Source organism: Arthrobacter sp. UYP4 (genome assembly GCF_057291175.1).
The window spans coordinates 23,055-39,512 of sequence record NZ_JBXAVU010000007.1; the positions used below are offsets into that span (position 1 = coordinate 23,055).

Consider the following 16,458-nt stretch of genomic DNA (forward strand, 5'->3'; position numbering starts at 1 on the left):
GTCCCCACCTCCTTCCGCTTCCCTTACTGCCCTGACTGACCTTGCTGCGCCTCATGCGGGTTTACTGACGCCGATGACGCCAAGGTCAGGCTGACCGGTCGGCGCCGGTGTGGTGTTGCGTTCGCGTCTTGGTATCTAAGCGTAACGAGATGCGTCCACGAGCACCGAACCTGATCAACCAACCTGCTCAACGAACAGATCAGCGAGCAGGTTCGATGCCGGGTGGGATACCTAAGAGGCGGTGGTCATCTCAGTCGGTGCTGATCCGTTCCGGCCTGAGGTCGATCCGCCGCAGCAGCTGGGCGTTGAGCGCCACCACGATCGTGGACACACTCATGAGTACCGCGCCGGCGGCGGGGGAGAGCAGGATCCCCGCGAACGCCAGGACGCCTGCAGCCAGGGGAACGGCGAGCACGTTGTACCCGGTGGCCCAGATGAGGTTCTGGATCATCTTGCGGTAGCTGGCCCGGGACAGGTCGATCATCGCCAGCACAGCCCTCGGATCGTTGCCGGCAAGGACGACACCGGCGGATTCCATCGCTACATCGGTTCCAGCGCCGATCGCGATGCCGACTTCGGCCCGGGCCAGGGCTGGGGCGTCGTTCACCCCATCGCCGACCATCGCGACTTTCAACCCCCGGGACTGCAGCTCAGTGACCTTGGAGTCCTTGTCCTGCGGCAGGACATCAGCAAACACCTCATCAATGCCCAGCTCCGCCCCGACGACGTCGGCGACCTGCCGTGCGTCGCCGGTAATCATCGCGACCTTCACACCACGGTCCTGCAGCGCTTTCACGGCGGCCCGCGATTCTTCCCGAACCTTGTCCTCCAGCCGAACCGCACCGATCACGGCGCCATCGCGAATGACGTGCAGGACAGACGCGCCACGGCCCACCCAGTCCTGCACTGTCCCGGCGATATCGGCAGGGGTATCAAGGCCGAGTTCCTTGAGCATGTTCGGGCCTCCCACAGCGACGTCATGGCCGTTCACGGCCGCGCGGACACCTCGACCGGTCATCGACGTAAAGTTACTGCCCATGTAGCCGAGGTCGGTTGCTGCCGGATTGGTGCGGGCGGCGGTGACGATGGCCCGGGCAACGGGGTGCTCACTGTCGGCTTCCGCGGCCCCCGCCAGCGCCAGGAGCTCGGCCTCCGCGACACCGGGGACAGTGGTGGTCGCGGTGACGGCGTGCTGTCCTTCGGTGAGAGTCCCGGTCTTGTCGAACAGGACGACGTCAATGGTGCGCATCCGCTCCAGGGCGATCCGGTTCTTGATCAGCACGCCCGCCTTCGCGGCGCGTTCGGTGGAGATCGCGATCACCAGGGGGATCGCCAGGCCCAGGGCATGTGGGCAGGCGATCACCAGCACCGTGACAGTGCGGATGACAGCGTCATCCGGGCTGCCCAGGAGCATCCACGCGATGAAGGTCAGGATGCCGGCGCCGAGGGCGAAGTAGAACAGCAGGGCCGCGGCCCGGTCCGCGAGGGCTTGCGCCCTCGAGGAGGAGGCCTGCGCCTCGGCGACCAGGCGCTGGATCCCGGCCAGGGTGGTATCCGCGCCGACCGCCGTGACCTGCACACGGACTGCGTTGTCGGTCGCTACGGTGCCGGCGACGACCGTCTCCCCAATGGTGCGGGACACCGTGCGGGACTCACCGGTGATCATCGATTCGTCGAACTCGGCGACCCCGTCGATGATCTGTCCGTCCGCGGGGACCCGAGCCCCGGAGCGGACGAGGACCACGTCTCCGGTGACCAGGGAGCTGACCGGCACAGTCTGAACACTGGCGGTGGCACCGGTGCCGGTGACTTTGTCTGCTTCGTCGGGCAGCAGGGCGGCCAGAGCGTCGAGGGCGCCGGCCGCGGAGCCGAGGGCACGCATTTCCATCCAGTGCCCCAGGAGCATGATGACCACCAGCAGGGCCAGCTCCCACCAGAAGTCCAGGTCGAACCCGCCGATACCGAGGGTGGTCACCCACGAGGCGATGAAGGCGACGCTGATCGCCATGGCGATCAGCAGCATCATGCCAGGCTGCCGGGACTTCAGTTCCGTTACCCCGCCCTTGAGGAACGGGGCACCGCCGTACACGAAGATGACCGTCCCCAGGATCGGGGCGATCCACCTCGAGCCCGGGAATTCAGGCGGCATGTACCCGAAGAGCATCGTGAACATGGGACTGAAAGCAACCACGGGGATCGCGAAGACGAGACTGAGCCAGAACTTGTTCTTGAACATCGCGGTGGAATGCCCAGCGTGCTCGCCGTGGGAATGGACCTGATGATCCTCATCCGTGCCATGACCCGCGCCATGACCTGCGTGATGCCCCGCCCCATGGCTTGTGTGGCCCGCGTGTTGGCTGGGCTCATGGTCTTTCTCGGGGTGCTCCTGGGTGGAGATCGCTGAATGGGCGTGACCATCGGGCATTGCCTGACCGTGCGTTGATTCCGGTCCGTCCGGGTGGTGGTGCTGGTTGGTGACGTTCTGCTTTTTGCTCATGATGACTCTTCCTTTGAGCCCGCTTGGGGAGAGGGGCCCGTGCCTGTGCCAGTCGGCTCAGGCGGTCGCGAGCTGGTAGCCGGCCTTCTCGACGGCGTCCTGAACGGACGACGCGGCAAGGGGCTGTGTGGTGGTGACACTGACGGTGGATACGCCGCCAGGAACGAGAGCGATCTCGACATTCTCCACGCCGTCCAGGGCGCCGATGGCGCTGCTGACACGGCCTGCGCAGGAACCGCAGGTCAGGCCGGTGACCGCGTAATCGGCAGACAGGGTGCCTTCGGTCGCAGGTTGCGGTGCAGCGGTCTGCTGGGGTGCGCAGCACCCACACGACCCTCCCGTAGGGGAGTCCGCATCCGAGTTCTGGGTTCTGCTGATGTCGGTGAGGTTCATCGGGTTCCTGACGATGTCAGTCATGGTGGTCTCCTGCAATCGGTGAGCAACGAATTATTGAGGGAGCCGCGGCGAAGAACGTGTGAGTGCTGGTGAGGCCCTGGGTTCTATCGCGCAGTGCAGTTGACCTGTACGGCGTTCGTCCCGAGGAGGGGAGACTACCTTCTGAGGTACAACCGAATTTATACCCCCCGGGGGTATTGGTCAAGGTGTAGTGCATCACAGCGAAAGCGTCCGCTGGTGAATCAATTCTGGGCGCGCAGCAGCAGGCCCGCAGCACAGGATGCCGCTGCAGGTTGGGTTGAAGCCGGATGTAGGGCTGTGGTGAGGGTGTTAGCGCAGGAGCCGGCTGATGGCCTGGGTCGCTTCCTTCACCTTCGCGTCGACCGCGTCCGGTGAGCCGCTGGTCGCCGCCTCCTGGGCTGCGTCGACGACGCAGTGCTGCAAGTGGTTCTCCAGCAGTCCCAGACTGACGGCGTGCATGGCACTGTTCACGGCTGCGACCTGCGTGAGGATGTCGATGCAGTACTTGTCCTCGTCAACCATGCGCGCGATGCCGCGGACCTGACCTTCGATACGCTTCAAACGGCGCAGATAGGCTGCCTTGTCCGCCGCATAACCATGAGATACACCCTCACCGGAAGTCGGGCCAGAGCTCTGATCGTCAGGCTGGTCAAGACGCTGGCCCCGGGGCTGGTCCTGGTTCTGGGGCTGACCGCTGGTGAGATCTGCATCGTGGCTGGTGTTCTGGTGGGTGGTGGCGGTGCTGCGTGTTCCGGATTCGGCGGTCACGGTGGTGTCCTTTTCATCATCAACCAGTGAGCTCACGGCGGTGCCGGATGTGACTGTTGATGCGTCCCCTGGCCGCGCCCTGCGCACAGCCGTATCCAGTATCGCTGCCACGCAAGCCGCCAGATCACCGGTGATGGTGCTTGATCATCGTGCCACCGCCCTTCGAGACGGCTTGCAGCCCACGAATCGTTACCGTCGCGAACCATCAGCCTGTATTTTTCGGCGCGTCTACCGGACACGCCGTCGCACGTTACCGGAATGTGACTTTGATACCACCCCCGGGTATTCTCGGGGGGGTGTTCACGGCATCCCGTCGAGAACACAATCCCGCGCAGAATGCCGAGCCCTGCCGCTGCATCCGGGACCCGTTCGTAACACCCAGTTGGCAGGGACGGGGGAACCACGTTTCCACCGGGCCACCGCACACGCTCTGGATTTCCTTCGCGTGCAGTGACCCTCGGGGTTAAGTCGATCCGATGACCGACGTGCCAAGGATCTGCAGGAGCGTCCGCGCCTGCAGGAACAGCACGAGGGCCAAAGGGCGGCCGGATGAACTCCCATCCGAACCCGACAGCTCACCCCGCAGGCATGGGAGAGGCAATCACCATGACCCGTACGTCCATTTCGGCACGCCACCGCGCGGCCGTCACCCACTCCATCGCCCTCGAGGGCCTGTCCTACTCCGCGAAGAGCGGCGCCATCGCAGTCGGTAAGCCGGCCATCATCGCAGCAGCCACAGGAGGCCTCGTCTTCGCCGTCGGCGCCCCCGCACAGGCCGGCACCTATACCCAGGAAGCCGCCAGCACCACGGGCACCGTCGCCCAGGCACCCGCAGCTGCCGGAACCCACACTGTCGTCGCCGGTGACACCCTGGGAGCCATCGCGGCCAAGCACGGCCTCAACCTCACCACGCTCCTGGCCCAGAACGGCCTGTCCTACGCATCGGTCATCTACCCCGGGCAGCAGATCAGCCTTTCCGGCAGCGCCGGTGTTGCAGCCAGTGCCGCAGTCAGCCCCGCCGCTGTTCCCGCAGCAGCACCCGCCAGCCAGGTCTTCTACGCGGCCCCCGCCCCCGCAGAAGCACCCGCTCCCGCAGCGGCCCCCGCTGCAGCAGCCCAGCCTGCGTACTCCCTGACCTCGGCTGCTATCGCCCCGATCGCTCCCGCCGCCCCGGCGGCTCCCGCCACACCGGTTGCCGCCAGCGGTGTTGGCGCTGCCTTGGTTGCTTCGGCCTACGGCCAGATCGGTTCCATTCAGGACTGCACCGTCCTCGTCGAGCGGGCCCTGCGCTCCATCGGTAAGAACGTCGGCGACCTCGGGCCCACGCAGTTCTACCAGTACGGCACTGTCGTCTCGACCCCCGCCCCCGGTGACCTGGTCATCCGCCCCGGCCACATCGCGATCTACGTCGGTAACGGCGAAGTCATCAGCAGCGGCATGAACGGTGCGAACCTCACCATGAAGCACCCCCTGTCAGACCTTGCCGGTTCGTCCTTCGTACGCGTCAACGGCTAACACCAGCTGACATCACACCCTGCGGACGCCAGTCGTCCGTAAAGTGAACATGAGTGGCAGGCACCCTGGACGGGGGTGCCTGCCACTCTTGTCTGGCCCGGTTTACCAGGCAGTCCTGCGTACCAGGTAGGTTCCACCGATCATTGGCGCCGGATCATCCCATCCACGATCACGCCCACCAAAGCCCGGGCCGCTTCCGGGGTCGGCGCGGACGCTGCCGCATTCACGGCATGCAAAGCGAACGAGGCAAGATCGCTCGATGCCATATCCGACCGGATGACAGGGAAGGAATCCGGGTTTCCCGACGCGGGGAGCTTCGCGTCATCAATCATGGCGCTCAGGAAGTCCTGCAGGTGTTCCTGCGCGTGACCTACATGGGAACTCGAATGCAGGAAGCCTGGAGATTCAGCCATCGACGTCTTCTGCAGCATCAGCGCATACGCCTCCAGCACCGCCCGCACCGTGTCAACAGGGCTTTGTCCAGCACCACCCCTTTGGAGGTGGGCGCGCACGTGATGCAAGTGCCCAAGATGCTGCTCCACCTGACGCTCATGCCAGGCCGCGAGCAACGCCTCCACATCCGGGAAGTACTTGTATAGGGTCACTCGCGAGATCCCTGCACCCTCAGCCGCCTTCGTCATCGACACAGCCTGGATTCCACCAGCGGCGACGAGTTCCGCAACAGCATCCAGCGCCGCCTCACGCACCGAACTCCGGTGTTGTTGCACGGTCTCATTCCACAGCTTCGGCATGGACCAACTGTATGCCAAGTAAGGCTCATCTACATGTGTTTACGAGGTGTACAGTCTGTAAAGAAAAACCAACACGAACAGTAAGGATGCATGGTGGCCGAATCACCAGAACTACCATCGGATCAGGAAACACGGCAGGGTGAAGGCGTGCAGCGGGTCCGGCCTCCCATGCCGCGCTGGGTGAAGATTTTCCTCGCCGTTGTTCTGATAATCGCCGCTGCCCTGCTGATCTCCCGGGCACTCGGTGTCCAGCACGGGCCCGGGATGCACGGAGCATCCGCCGGCACTGCCGTGGTTTCATCGACCTATAGCTCCTGATGATCATGCCGCCGCGGGTCCGAAAGGCGTCCCTCGCCCTGCACGTCGCGTCATCGGTCGGATGGTTCGGGGCAGTCGCAGCATTCCTTGCCCTGGCGATCGCGGCAGCAACCATCGAAGACGAGATGAACCTACGAGCCGCCTACATCTCCATGGAAGTCATCGGGTGGGCCGCCCTCGTCCCCCTGAGCATCGCGTCCCTCACTACCGGAATCATTCATTCCCTCGGCACACAGTGGGGGCTGATCCGGCACTACTGGGTCATCATCAAGCTCCTCATCACCGTCCTCTCGACCGTGATCCTCCTGCTGTATATGGAGACACTGACCGCCCTCGCCGACGTGGCACGGGACACCAGTGCACCCATCGGACTCGGGGAAGTGCTGCCCAACTTCTCACCCGTGCTGCACTCAGCCGCAGCACTCCTCGCCCTGGCTCTCGCCCTTGGCCTGTCAATCTACAAACCACGCGGACTCACCGGATTTGGATACCACAAGGTTTCCACCCGACCGCCCAACTCAACCGCTTCGTCTAGGAACTAGATGTCACTCGTAGCCGATTGCTCACCCACCTGTGGACGGCTTTGCGCTCCACCCTTCGGGCTCCACCCGCCCACACCTGGATGACCTTGACGCTCTGTAGTTCCGCGGTGAGTAGACATAGTGGAGGTTACTTAGACGACTGCTCGGGCCCTTACTTAAGTGTTCAGGAAGGAGTGGCAACCAGGCCTTCTCGTTCGAGAAGCTGCCTTACATCTTCGAACACTGCACTGATCCTGCCTTGAGGGAATCGAAGTTGTCCGAGCCCGTCGACATTCGAGAAGGGCTCACATCCTTCTTCCAGCATGATGATTGCTCTTGAGAAGCCTAGCCGTCCTTGGAACAGTCCTGCCTCGTGGACAACGTTCTGACGCGCTACTTGTGTCTTGTCTGATCGTTCATCCTCGGCCGTGAGTACGAGGAACGCGACCGCGGCGTTGTCCATCATCTCGGAGAGTCGGTCGACGTTCGTAGTTCCAGCGATTGGAACCCGATTGAACTCGTCGTAGGGAAGCTCAAGGCGGTCCGCCACGAAATCTTTTAGCTCACGCCACAAGAGGGAGCGCCCGTGCCCGATGAAGACTCTGGACCCGAGTGGTCGGGCTGTTGATGACGGTGCCTGAGTGAGACGCGCAATATGATCGGCGGCCCTACGAGCTATGCCGGCTAGTGTGGTGCACTGACTGGAAGCGAGACTGATTGCCTGAGCCTTGATCCCTGCGACCTCGTGAGGGGCAAGATGAATGCCCTGTCCGATAGCTAGAGCATCTCTAGACATCACGGTTCCAAACCCTGACAGCTCGACGCGCGACAGCTGATTTTCTGTCAGCTCCACAAGGGACTCTGCCTTCTCTTTGAGCTTGGAGACATACTCGTCGTTTGTGAATTGAACATACGCAGTCAAAACAGATACCACAGTTGCTTGCTCGTCTCTGAAAACTGATCTAGCTTCCTTCGCCGATTGCTGAGGTGCTGCTAAGTCAGGATTCCCCGCCAAAGCCATGATTGCGGCATCGACTTCGTCGCGACTGTATTCGACCCAGTCTCCCGTGGTTCCTAGGTATACGCCCTCGAAGCCCCACTCGGCGGAGAAGTGTGCCCCAGCGGGAGGCGTTTGAAAATCTCGGTAGTACACGCACGAATGAAACCCGAAGCGTGAACCAGATGAGGCTTTTGCAAACTGTGAGCATGCTTCGTTCAACCGATCAACAACTGAGGTGATTTCGGCAGTTTCATGTTTACGAACTGCTTCGTCCAGGCTGTTTGCGGCTGTTCGAAGGTGCTCTATGTAGGTCGGGGTCACGACTCCATGATCACGGACGGAGCCACCCAAAGCTTGCATTCACACGGAGTGAGTGACTCGTGGGCATGACGATGCAGTCATGTGGCGTGCATTTACTACAGCAGGAGCTGTCGTTGACGGCTCCTTCGACGTAGGGCACGAGGAAGCATGCCAAGTGCAACAAGCACACCGCGCGTGAATATCATGATCAGCTTCGTTGCTGCCAGAAGAAGGACACCGCTGAGTACGGCGACAACTACCGACTGGCCCATGTCGGAGGCGAAGAAGGCAACGAAGGCATCTAGGAGGCTTATAGGCATATCTGGATGCTATGGCTGACGTCCGACATTTTCGCCCCAGGGCATTATTCGAGGTGGGCGTCGTCCTCCACCACGGGAATGGTGCGGCGCTCCAGGAGACTACGTACGTCTACGTGCTGGGTGACTGGAGTGGCGGTTAGGACCTGATTGATCATCGCAAGCATGAACTGCTCTGGACGTATGTCTTCAGGTACTTCATCCAGCTCGATGGAGAGTTGGCGGTCATTAGGGTCGTCGCTCCAGCTGACGAGGGCGAGGCCCGTTGCGGTGTAGCCGTTCGTTCCGCCGAGGTCGCGAAGCTTGCGCATCATGTCCTTGGTGCGTTCAAAGGCATCCGGCTCGTCGCGAAGGATGGTCGAGCGTTGGACAAAGAAGAAGCCTACGGCCGCCAGAGGGTATCGACTGCGGAGGTTGCCGGCGTCTCCATAAGCTTCCTCGAACCGGTTGCTGAGGTTCTTTCCAAAAGATGAGACCTGCGTTTTCGTGCTCAAAAGTAGCTCAGGGCCGCGATCCCAGCGGGCCATCGCTACGTCCACCTGCTTTTCGTAGGCACGCCCGAGGAAGTGAGCGTCCGAGGGTCCAACGGCAGGCAGGTTTTCCACCCGGCGTCGGACCTCCGCTGCAAGCGTCGAGGGAAGCTTGTCGAGCAGGACTGCAATGTCCCGTGGCAGGATCCGCGGTCTCGTTGCGCGTGGCCACACCTCGTCAGGGCTGAATTGCGCTCGGCGCAGCTCGTGCGCCAGCCAGGAATCAACGCCGTTAGCTAGAACACCACTGGCCGAGTTCTTCCCGGCTACTACCGGCAGGGTCAGGAGCTTTCCAAGCAGGTCATAATCTGGCGCGTATACCGGTGCCTCGCCGTAATGGTGCGTCCAGGGGTCGCTGAGCGGAGTCTCGGCCAAGACGTCATCGAAAACGCTAAATGCATCAATGCGCGCCATGGGGTTAGACCGTTCCGCGGGCGTCAGCGCCACGAGCAAGACGGCGGGCGAGGAGTATTGCTCGTGCTTCTCGTAGGGCGGCGAGTTGAGTATTGGTGATGTGCATTCCGTGGGCGAGTAGGACATTGTCGACGAGCTCGACTGCGCCCAGAAGGTCGCCGAGACGAAGTTTTCGCAGCACTGCTGGCCGGATTGCTTCTAGCTCAGGGGATGCAGCAGTAACAAGTTCCGGCGAGGGGACCGGTAGGTCATCAGCCTCTCGTGGCTCGATCTTCAGCATCCCGCCACCGTAAGCACGCCCGACCATCTCCGCGCCGAGCAGAGTCAGGCTGTTCAGTGACGCCAGAGGGAGGGCTTGCCGGCCTACTTCGCGGTGTTCGGGCGCGAGGTAGATGCCGTGAACGCTGTTGAGATGCCGGGCGCCGGCGCTGTTTGTGGTGATCCTGGGAGTATCTGAGTTCATGTACGTCAGCAACAGATCAGCTGGTTTGACCAGAGGGACACGCCACCAAGGGCTGCGCACCCGGCACTTGTACGCGGTATCCACTCCTGCCAGATGCCCGGTTGCTATGTAAGCCTTTGCGGCGTCTGAGGGCTCACCGCTCGGCCGGAAAAGCCATGTAGCCCCACCTTTTTCTCCCAGCGTGCGCATCTGCCGGCTCGTCAACTCCAAACCGCGCAAGTGCTTGCTGCCAGGCGGTGAAAGCCTCACCAAGTCAGATGGCTTGAGTCCTAGCTCCCGTACCCGGGCAGGTGAGAGAGTGAAAAACTTGTTGTTGCCCGTCACCATGCCCAGCGTCGTATCCCCCCAGGCCTCCAACGTAGTGAATGACTTGCCCTGCAGCGCGGCCGAGTACGTGTGTAGCGCTTCCTTGCTGAGCAGGGACGGAGTCCACTTCGCCTCAGGATCGGCCGGGGTCCAGGTGTACGCGTCCGCGGTCGCGTCCAACTCGTCGGGAGAAGGAACCTGATAGATCGACGTGTGACTGGTGGGGCCTTCTTGGTAGCCATCAGCGAGCAGGAGGACTACTTCTTCGAGAACACCGGGGAACACCCGCTCGTCGAACATTACTAGTTTTACGTGCTCAAAACTCTCCATGAGGAACCGACGAATCTCGGCCGCGTAGTTCACGCTAAGCAGCTCCGCTGGTAGTACCAGCCCCATACGTCCGCCTGGCTTGAGGAAAAGAGCCGAGTGCACGGTGAAAGCGGCCCAGCTAGAGGCCAACGCCGTGAGATTCACGCCGCCACGAAGAGCCGCGGCACGGGAGCGAAGGCGCGATTCTCCGCTGAAGTCCTGATACCGGACATAGGGCGGATTTCCGATCACCACGTCATACAGAGGAGCAGGGTCCAACAGGAAGAAGTCTTCGGTGACGATCGCCGATGGCTCGCCGGTTTCAGCTACGAGAGCTGCCGCGGTCTCTGCAGATCCAGCGTGCAGTTCAACCCCATTTAGCTGGATCCCAGAGGCGGCTACAACGGATCCGACCGAACGTAGATCCTGAAGACGGGCAGCCGCTGCAACGAGGAACGCTGCTTCCCCGCACGAGGGCTCCAAAATCGTCTCGGTGCCGGTTCGGATGGCCCATTGAGACACGAACTGAGTGACTTTCTCCGGGGTGAAGAAGGCGCCGCGAGCCTTACGCAGCTCAGCGGTGTCGACGGCGTCAGAGAAGGAGGTCACTAGAACAGTCTGCCGCACGCCCCTGACTCCTAGGCGCGCTGACGCACGCCCTGCAGTGGATAGCGAGGTAGGCAGCACCTTCCGCGTTCGCTTCGGTGTTTGGTGCAGATCGGTGTTCAAGTATGCGCACGGTGCTGCTATTGCTCTCCGGGGTTGCGGGCTGACGCTGACGCGATATGAAGTACCACGGCTTTCGTGGCCCAAAGCGTGCGAAAGAGTCGCAGGAAGGCTAGGAAACATGTCGTTCCCACAATCCACGCCGCGTAGGGGCTGATGCTTGCTCCTGCATTCATAAGAAGAGCCATGAGCGCCGCGATGGTGGAGAGTGCGTGAGCTCGAATCCCGGCCAGGTAAACCTGTAGGAGAGTGACGAGCTGCTTCGAGTCGCGAAGAAACTGGAGTTCCGGTGCTCGCGAGTATCCCAGCACAATCGTTAGGGCAGCTAACACGAACCCCAGGAAAGCTCCTTGAAGGCCAGTGATCGCCCCGTACACCGCTGCTTGTTCAGTGGTCAGCAGTCTGCTCATGTGCAGAGAAAAGGCGTCATCACTCAGGAACGCGCCTAAGGCTCCGAGAAGGATGACTGCCGCTTCGACATACCACGCGTCGATCCGAGCAGACTTATGATCCATCGGTTGTTACCACTGAGACACCAGCGGCGTGTAAGAGCTGCGGCTTCAGCTGGTCGTAGGCTTCCTCAATTGCGTCGTATGCGGCAACTGGGTCCACGGCTCTGCTATTCGGCCCAAGAGTCACGATCTTCCTTGTGCTAACGAGTTGATCTTCGAGCAGGTTGATTGTTTCAACTCTTCCCGTTAGGTCATTGACTCCCTTGGCCCTAAATTTCAGCACGTTCTCAGGCAGGTTCTGGTGTGTGGCTAGTTTCTTAATGCCCTTAAGCAGCTTCGGTCCAAGAGATGTCCGGCCGTTCGGTTCCGGTCGAAGGGTCACCCCTACAACTTCCGCCCTCGACGCCCGTCCCAACTGGTTGATCGCCCGCCCCAGTTTTTTGCTGGCCTGTTCCACCTGATCCGCGTAGGCCGGTCTGACGTGCAGATCCAGTAACCGTAGTTCGCGCTGATGCTCAAGTTGGTCTTGTGCGTCTTGTCGCAGCAGCGCCTCGAGAGTGAACACGGGTGAGTTGACAACGACATGGCGCAGATACAGGGGTAGACGAGAGGGCCTAGGACCATAGAAGTTGAACTCAATACCGAAGATGTTGTCCGGAAACACGCGGATGTGAATGGGCTCATGCAGCCCTGCCCCGACACCCAACGGAAGATCGGCCAACGTCCCGTTGAGTTCGGATTGAGGCAGATTCGAGCGTCGAACGGCGGCGAGGACGAACCTGTCGTGTGTGGGTGCTGATGTGCTTGTCCACAGTCCAATCGAGTCGCCGCCTCGTTGTGGCCAGTACCGCGGCGAGCTAGGGGCGAAAGGGGTTTGGTCGACTTGTTGGAGAACTGTCGTGAGGTCGATCGGTACGGGGGTGCCGCTAACATCTGCACCGGCGTCAGCGCGGTAGAAGTAGATACGTCGTTCGACCGTGCGAGGGCCCCCAGTTTTTGGCATAGGGAAACTATCCCATCCGGGCAGGTCAATCCCGGTTCTCATCCATTTAATGACGGCATCTTCTCGCGGGTGGCAAAAAGGACCGTTTAAGAGCCAGTTTTTTTGCACCACTCGAATGTGAGTTTCCTTGGAGATGGCGGGGTTCTATCGATCAACTTGGCGGGGTCTGTTGCTGTGGTATCGCCAGGAGGGTGTCGTATGGGGCGAGGGTGGGAGACGGCCTCGTATCCACCGGGAGTCCTTGGACTACCTTGCCCACGAGAGCTGTCGCAGCGCCTGTCTCGCTATTGCGGGCCCGGAGGTATGTGTAGACGGTTTCCCGACTGATCCCGAACTCCCGGGCGAGGACCGCTTTGGGTACGCCGGCGTCGGCTTTCCTGCACAACTCGGCCGCCTGCTCCGGGCTCAGTGACGGAGCGCGCCCTTTGTAAGCGTTTCGTTGTTTCGCGAGGACAATCCCTTCCCGCTGGCGCTCACGGATGAGGGAGCGCTCGAACTCAGCGAACGCACCCATCACGTTCAGCAGCAGGGTCGCCATCGCGTTGTCCTCACCGGTGAAGAGCAGATTCTCATGCACGAACTCCACCCGAACCTTCTTCCCTGTGAGCTGGCGGACGATACTGCGCAGGTCCTCGAGATTCCGGGCGAGTCGATCCATCGAGTGAACCACCACGGTGTCACCGTCCCGCACGAAGCCGATCAGCTCTTCCAGCGCTGGCCGGTTCTGGTCCTTGCCCGAGGCGTGATCAGTGAACACCCGATCGAGACCCACCCCGTCCAGCTGGCGAACTGTCTTCTGATCCAAACTGCTCACCCGTATATAGCCAACCCGCTGCCCCGTCACCGACACCCTCCCATTTCCGACGCTTGTGTCAGGTTGAACCTTAAGACCCGCAGGCAAGGGCGTCCATCAAGGTCAAAAGTGACTCTAGACGGACACTTTGTATCGACGAACCTGACGTGGCGTATGGGTGTACTTCAGATAGGCACCACCGATATGACAGCTCGTAGGGCATTGGGCAGACTGCACGAAAATCTCAGGGCCTATGCCTGGTCGTCGGCAGAGCTGTTGGGGAGAGAGGTCACCGGGGGCCTGACAGGTGGGAGCGTTACCGATGCGCTGCAGTTACTGGAGCTGCTCAGTGATGCGCTGGAGGTGGAGTGCCTCGTCAATGACGATGAGATCGGTGACAGCTGCTGATAGCAGAGCCTGGTGGTTGGTGGCGCCTTCAGCGCTGGCTGTGAGGATAGCGAGGACGGTGTCCGCTCTGACGCCGCGGACGCTTTCCAGATCTGTCAGTGGAATCTCATGGTGGCTGGAGGACCGCGCATGGGCAGGATTAGCGAAGGCAGCGTCATCGGTGGGACTCACAGCTACAGGAACGAGATAGTCCGTATAAGCGTTCCGAGGCGCATCAGGACCCTCTGTCTGTATACGAGTCATAGCGTCGGCTGCCGCTGCCCCTCTTCCTTGGATCACGTTGTGCACGCCGGGCAACATTTTGGACTTGCGGTTCATCGTGAGTGCGGGGCACGGTAGTAAGCAGACTGATCTTCACCGCACCGCTGGCCAACGGCGGTCCAACGGCTACATGGCTGCTTTACGGTGCTCAACAACTCTTGGGTGGCGGTGAGGTTTGGTATCACGACGCAGGGTAGGGCCCGCTAGGGGCCGGATGACGCAGAGAAAGCGGTACGGATCATGGCACAGGACAACACCTCGGGGGCAAGCACCCCGAGAAGCAGGCGTAATGACGTCGTGGCCGCGGAGAAGGAAGCCTTCGGCGGCATCAAGTTCGGGTCGGCGTTCTTCGGGTGGCTGACAGCCATCGGACTCACCGTCATTCTCGGCGCCCTGGCAACGGCTATCGGCGTTGGGGTAGGGGCCGCGAATACGCCCAGCGCAGGCGACGCAGCGAACCAGGCCACCCAGAACGCTGACACGATCGGGATTGTCAGTGGGATTGTCCTGGCAATCGTCCTGTTTCTTTCCTACTACTGCGGCGGGTATGTCGCCGGGCGTATGGCACGCTTCGACGGCGTGAAGCAGGGCGTCGCTGTCTGGTTGTGGGGCATCATCATCGCGATCGTCGTCGCGATCCTCGGCGCTATCGCTGGCAGTCAGTTCAACATTCTCTCCAGCATCGGTGGGGCTCCCCGTATCCCGGTCGACGGCAGCCTGCTCACCGCCAGCGGTCTCATCGGACTCGCGATCGCCGTGCTCGTACCCCTGATCGGGGCGATCCTGGGCGGTAAAGCCGGCATGCACTTCCACCGCAAAGTCGACCAGGTCGGCATCGATCACCAGAGCGGCCGCAACGGCTAACCCGACCAGGCAGTAACCGCAGTAGCCGCGAGGGCGCCCCTGATGGAAGGGGTGCCCTCGCTCCTTGTCCCAGGATGATGCACTGAACCGTTGTATCAGGGCCGAGATGCAGCAGGGTCGATAGTGCGACCTTCCAGGTGTCTGCACAGAAAGACCGGGCCACCCTACTGGGTGGCCCGGTCTCGGTCGTGACGACGGTGTGTGCTACTTCTGATCGCCGTCCTTGTGCCCGTCGAGGGCGTCTTTTGCCTTGTCCTTGCCCTGGTCAACCTTGTCCGGGTTGTCCTGTGCGTAGTCCTTGGCCTTGTCTGCCATTCCGCCTAGATCTGCCATAGATGGTGTCCTTTCGCGATCGGGCCCGAGACCCTTGCCTGCAGTCCCGGTCTGACCCGCCCATCCTGCACCCGGTCGTCGCACTAACTCCAGCTCGGCCGGGTCCGCGCATCTGACCAGTATTCAGCCACTAGGTGCGGTACCCTCACACGTCCGGGAGCGGCCATTACCCGCTTCCGGCATGTGCCCTTGCCGGGCTCGAAAGGCTTTGTCCTACACGCCTTTGGAGTCATCTGGTGCGGTATTGATTTCCTGTTCGGCGACGGTGGCCAGGTCTCGCAGCGACTGCTCATCCTCGGTTGAGAAGTCGCGGGGGCTCTGGTCGATGACGCATAAGGTTCCAACGGTCCACCCGCGCAGGCCCCGGAGTGGGTAGCCGGCATAGAAACGGATGTAGGGCTCTCCCAGGACCAAAGGATTGGACTTGAAGCGGGGATCCGTCCGGGCGTCAGTGACAATGAGCGGGCCGGCGTTGCGGATCGTGGCATTGCAGAACGAAATTTCCCGGGGCATGTCCTGGGATACGTTTCCCACCATGGACTTGAGGAACTGCCGGTGATCATCAATCAGGGCGACAGTCGCCGTGCTGACCCCGAATCGTTCCCTGGCCTGACGGGTAATCCGATCAAAGCGCTCCTCACCCGGTGTGTCCAGCAGGTGCGTGCGCGTCACCGCCCCCAAGCGCTCCTCTTCGGCTTCGGCAGGTGAGAGTAAAGACGATCCGGCGGCGCCGAGCATCCGCCGGGCATTACCGTCTTGGCTCTGCGCTTGAGCCTCGGCGCTATATGGCACCCGCAGTGTCGAGGAAGCTTCCTCGAGGAGCTCGTTGGCGGCCGTCGCCAGGATGTCGCGGTCGAACACGGACACGTCGAACAGGGCGTTGAGGTAGGCGTCGACTTCAAGCTGCGACAGATCACCGCCCAACCCGAAATAGCTGACCCACAGTTCCTCCACGGGAAGGCCCGCTTGAATGAGCGCGTCGCGCGTCGGATCCTGGTGCGTACGCTGGTCCACAATGAACATCCGATGATGAAGTGAGGGGGCCTGACCACGGCGACACCAGGAAAGGTTAGGGTCCCAGAACCACCAGTACTCAGCTTGCTTACTAGTTCACGGTACCGCGCCTGCCCTGACCACAGAAAGGACATGTCAGCGGTTGCATCCGGACTGAAATCGACAGTGCACAGGATC

15 protein-coding genes and 1 pseudogene are annotated in these 16,458 nt (G+C 61.6%); 5 read left to right on the top strand and 11 right to left on the bottom strand.

Going from position 1 to position 16,458, the window contains the following annotated elements:
• Positions 1-250: 250 nt before the first annotated feature.
• The 3 genes from AC0Z9V_RS17105 to AC0Z9V_RS17115 all read right to left on the bottom strand — a co-directional run bounded on the left by AC0Z9V_RS17105 (position 251) and on the right by AC0Z9V_RS17115 (position 3,682).
• Positions 251-2,425 carry a copper-translocating P-type ATPase gene (locus tag AC0Z9V_RS17105; protein ID WP_485142267.1) on the bottom strand — a complete coding sequence of 725 codons (2,175 nt, stop codon included), beginning with the start codon at positions 2,423-2,425 and terminating at the stop codon, positions 251-253.
• Positions 2,426-2,554: 129 nt separating this feature from the next.
• Positions 2,555-2,914 (bottom strand): heavy-metal-associated domain-containing protein, encoded by a 360-nt coding sequence (locus AC0Z9V_RS17110; RefSeq protein WP_485142242.1) that lies wholly within the window; start codon positions 2,912-2,914, stop codon positions 2,555-2,557.
• Between the two features lie 309 nt (positions 2,915-3,223).
• On the bottom strand, positions 3,224-3,682 hold the full coding sequence (locus AC0Z9V_RS17115) for a metal-sensitive transcriptional regulator (protein WP_485142268.1): 459 nt from the start codon (positions 3,680-3,682) through the stop codon (positions 3,224-3,226).
• 588 nt (positions 3,683-4,270) lie between these two features.
• Between AC0Z9V_RS17115 and AC0Z9V_RS17120 the strand changes: the two genes are divergently transcribed.
• The gene (locus AC0Z9V_RS17120; protein ID WP_485142243.1) at positions 4,271-5,197 is read left to right on the top strand and encodes a LysM peptidoglycan-binding domain-containing protein; all 927 of its coding nucleotides are present in this window, start codon (positions 4,271-4,273) and stop codon (positions 5,195-5,197) included.
• A gap of 140 nt (positions 5,198-5,337) precedes the next feature.
• Here AC0Z9V_RS17120 and AC0Z9V_RS17125 read toward each other — a convergent pair whose 3' ends face one another.
• Positions 5,338-5,949: a TetR/AcrR family transcriptional regulator gene (locus AC0Z9V_RS17125; protein ID WP_485142244.1), complete on the bottom strand. Its 612-nt coding sequence runs from the start codon at positions 5,947-5,949 to the stop codon at positions 5,338-5,340.
• Between the two features lie 90 nt (positions 5,950-6,039).
• Between AC0Z9V_RS17125 and AC0Z9V_RS17130 the strand changes: the two genes are divergently transcribed.
• Together AC0Z9V_RS17130 and AC0Z9V_RS17135 are read left to right on the top strand one after the other, a co-directional pair.
• The gene (locus tag AC0Z9V_RS17130; RefSeq protein ID WP_485142245.1) at positions 6,040-6,267 is read left to right on the top strand and encodes a hypothetical protein; all 228 of its coding nucleotides are present in this window, start codon (positions 6,040-6,042) and stop codon (positions 6,265-6,267) included.
• Complete coding sequence (locus AC0Z9V_RS17135; protein WP_485142246.1) at positions 6,267-6,809, top strand: DUF2269 domain-containing protein; 543 nt, start codon at positions 6,267-6,269, stop codon at positions 6,807-6,809. The genes AC0Z9V_RS17130 and AC0Z9V_RS17135 overlap by 1 nt, the downstream gene beginning before the upstream one ends.
• Before the next feature lie 163 nt (positions 6,810-6,972).
• On the opposite strand, the gene AC0Z9V_RS17140 is transcribed toward AC0Z9V_RS17135, so the two are convergent.
• From AC0Z9V_RS17140 to AC0Z9V_RS17160, 5 genes and pseudogenes are all read right to left on the bottom strand, one after another.
• A complete protein-coding gene (locus AC0Z9V_RS17140) occupies positions 6,973-8,109 on the bottom strand; it encodes a TIR domain-containing protein (RefSeq protein ID WP_485142247.1) in 1,137 nt (378 codons plus the stop codon).
• A 343-nt stretch (positions 8,110-8,452) separates the two neighbouring features.
• Positions 8,453-9,349 carry a hypothetical protein gene (locus AC0Z9V_RS17145; RefSeq protein ID WP_485142248.1) on the bottom strand — a complete coding sequence of 299 codons (897 nt, stop codon included), beginning with the start codon at positions 9,347-9,349 and terminating at the stop codon, positions 8,453-8,455.
• 4 nt (positions 9,350-9,353) lie between these two features.
• Positions 9,354-11,036 (bottom strand): N-6 DNA methylase, encoded by a 1,683-nt coding sequence (locus AC0Z9V_RS17150; protein WP_485142249.1) that lies wholly within the window; start codon positions 11,034-11,036, stop codon positions 9,354-9,356.
• 621 nt (positions 11,037-11,657) lie between these two features.
• Positions 11,658-12,326, bottom strand: coding sequence for a hypothetical protein (locus tag AC0Z9V_RS17155; protein ID WP_485142250.1), 669 nt, complete (start codon positions 12,324-12,326; stop codon positions 11,658-11,660).
• A 577-nt stretch (positions 12,327-12,903) separates the two neighbouring features.
• Positions 12,904-13,452: pseudogene (locus AC0Z9V_RS17160) on the bottom strand (recombinase family protein); the annotation flags it as partial.
• A gap of 78 nt (positions 13,453-13,530) precedes the next feature.
• Between AC0Z9V_RS17160 and AC0Z9V_RS17165 the strand changes: the two are divergent.
• Positions 13,531-13,809 carry a hypothetical protein gene (locus tag AC0Z9V_RS17165; RefSeq protein WP_485142251.1) on the top strand — a complete coding sequence of 93 codons (279 nt, stop codon included), beginning with the start codon at positions 13,531-13,533 and terminating at the stop codon, positions 13,807-13,809.
• A gap of 501 nt (positions 13,810-14,310) precedes the next feature.
• On the top strand, positions 14,311-14,934 hold the full coding sequence (locus AC0Z9V_RS17170) for a hypothetical protein (protein WP_485142252.1): 624 nt from the start codon (positions 14,311-14,313) through the stop codon (positions 14,932-14,934).
• Positions 14,935-15,138: 204 nt separating this feature from the next.
• On the opposite strand, the gene AC0Z9V_RS17175 is transcribed toward AC0Z9V_RS17170, so the two are convergent.
• Both AC0Z9V_RS17175 and AC0Z9V_RS17180 read right to left on the bottom strand, forming a co-directional pair.
• Positions 15,139-15,267: a hypothetical protein gene (locus AC0Z9V_RS17175; protein WP_485142253.1), complete on the bottom strand. Its 129-nt coding sequence runs from the start codon at positions 15,265-15,267 to the stop codon at positions 15,139-15,141.
• A 213-nt stretch (positions 15,268-15,480) separates the two neighbouring features.
• Positions 15,481-16,290 (bottom strand): GAF domain-containing protein, encoded by an 810-nt coding sequence (locus AC0Z9V_RS17180; RefSeq protein ID WP_485142254.1) that lies wholly within the window; start codon positions 16,288-16,290, stop codon positions 15,481-15,483.
• Between the last annotated feature and the right edge of the window lie 168 nt (positions 16,291-16,458).

Bases quoted from the DNA above. Each gene is read 5' to 3' on its own strand.
- AC0Z9V_RS17135 (WP_485142246.1), top strand. From the start codon at position 6,267: ATGATCATGCCGCCGCGGGTCCGAAAGGCGTCCCTCGCCCTGCACGTC.
- AC0Z9V_RS17120 (WP_485142243.1), top strand. From the start codon at position 4,271: ATGGGAGAGGCAATCACCATGACCCGTACGTCCATTTCGGCACGCCAC.
- AC0Z9V_RS17180 (WP_485142254.1), bottom strand. From the start codon at position 16,290: ATGTTCATTGTGGACCAGCGTACGCACCAGGATCCGACGCGCGACGCG.
- AC0Z9V_RS17110 (WP_485142242.1), bottom strand. From the start codon at position 2,914: ATGACTGACATCGTCAGGAACCCGATGAACCTCACCGACATCAGCAGA.
- AC0Z9V_RS17125 (WP_485142244.1), bottom strand. From the start codon at position 5,949: ATGCCGAAGCTGTGGAATGAGACCGTGCAACAACACCGGAGTTCGGTG.
- AC0Z9V_RS17145 (WP_485142248.1), bottom strand. From the start codon at position 9,349: ATGGCGCGCATTGATGCATTTAGCGTTTTCGATGACGTCTTGGCCGAG.
- AC0Z9V_RS17170 (WP_485142252.1), top strand. From the start codon at position 14,311: ATGGCACAGGACAACACCTCGGGGGCAAGCACCCCGAGAAGCAGGCGT.
- AC0Z9V_RS17105 (WP_485142267.1), bottom strand. From the start codon at position 2,425: ATGCCCGATGGTCACGCCCATTCAGCGATCTCCACCCAGGAGCACCCC.
- AC0Z9V_RS17130 (WP_485142245.1), top strand. From the start codon at position 6,040: ATGGTGGCCGAATCACCAGAACTACCATCGGATCAGGAAACACGGCAG.
- AC0Z9V_RS17175 (WP_485142253.1), bottom strand. From the start codon at position 15,267: ATGGCAGATCTAGGCGGAATGGCAGACAAGGCCAAGGACTACGCACAG.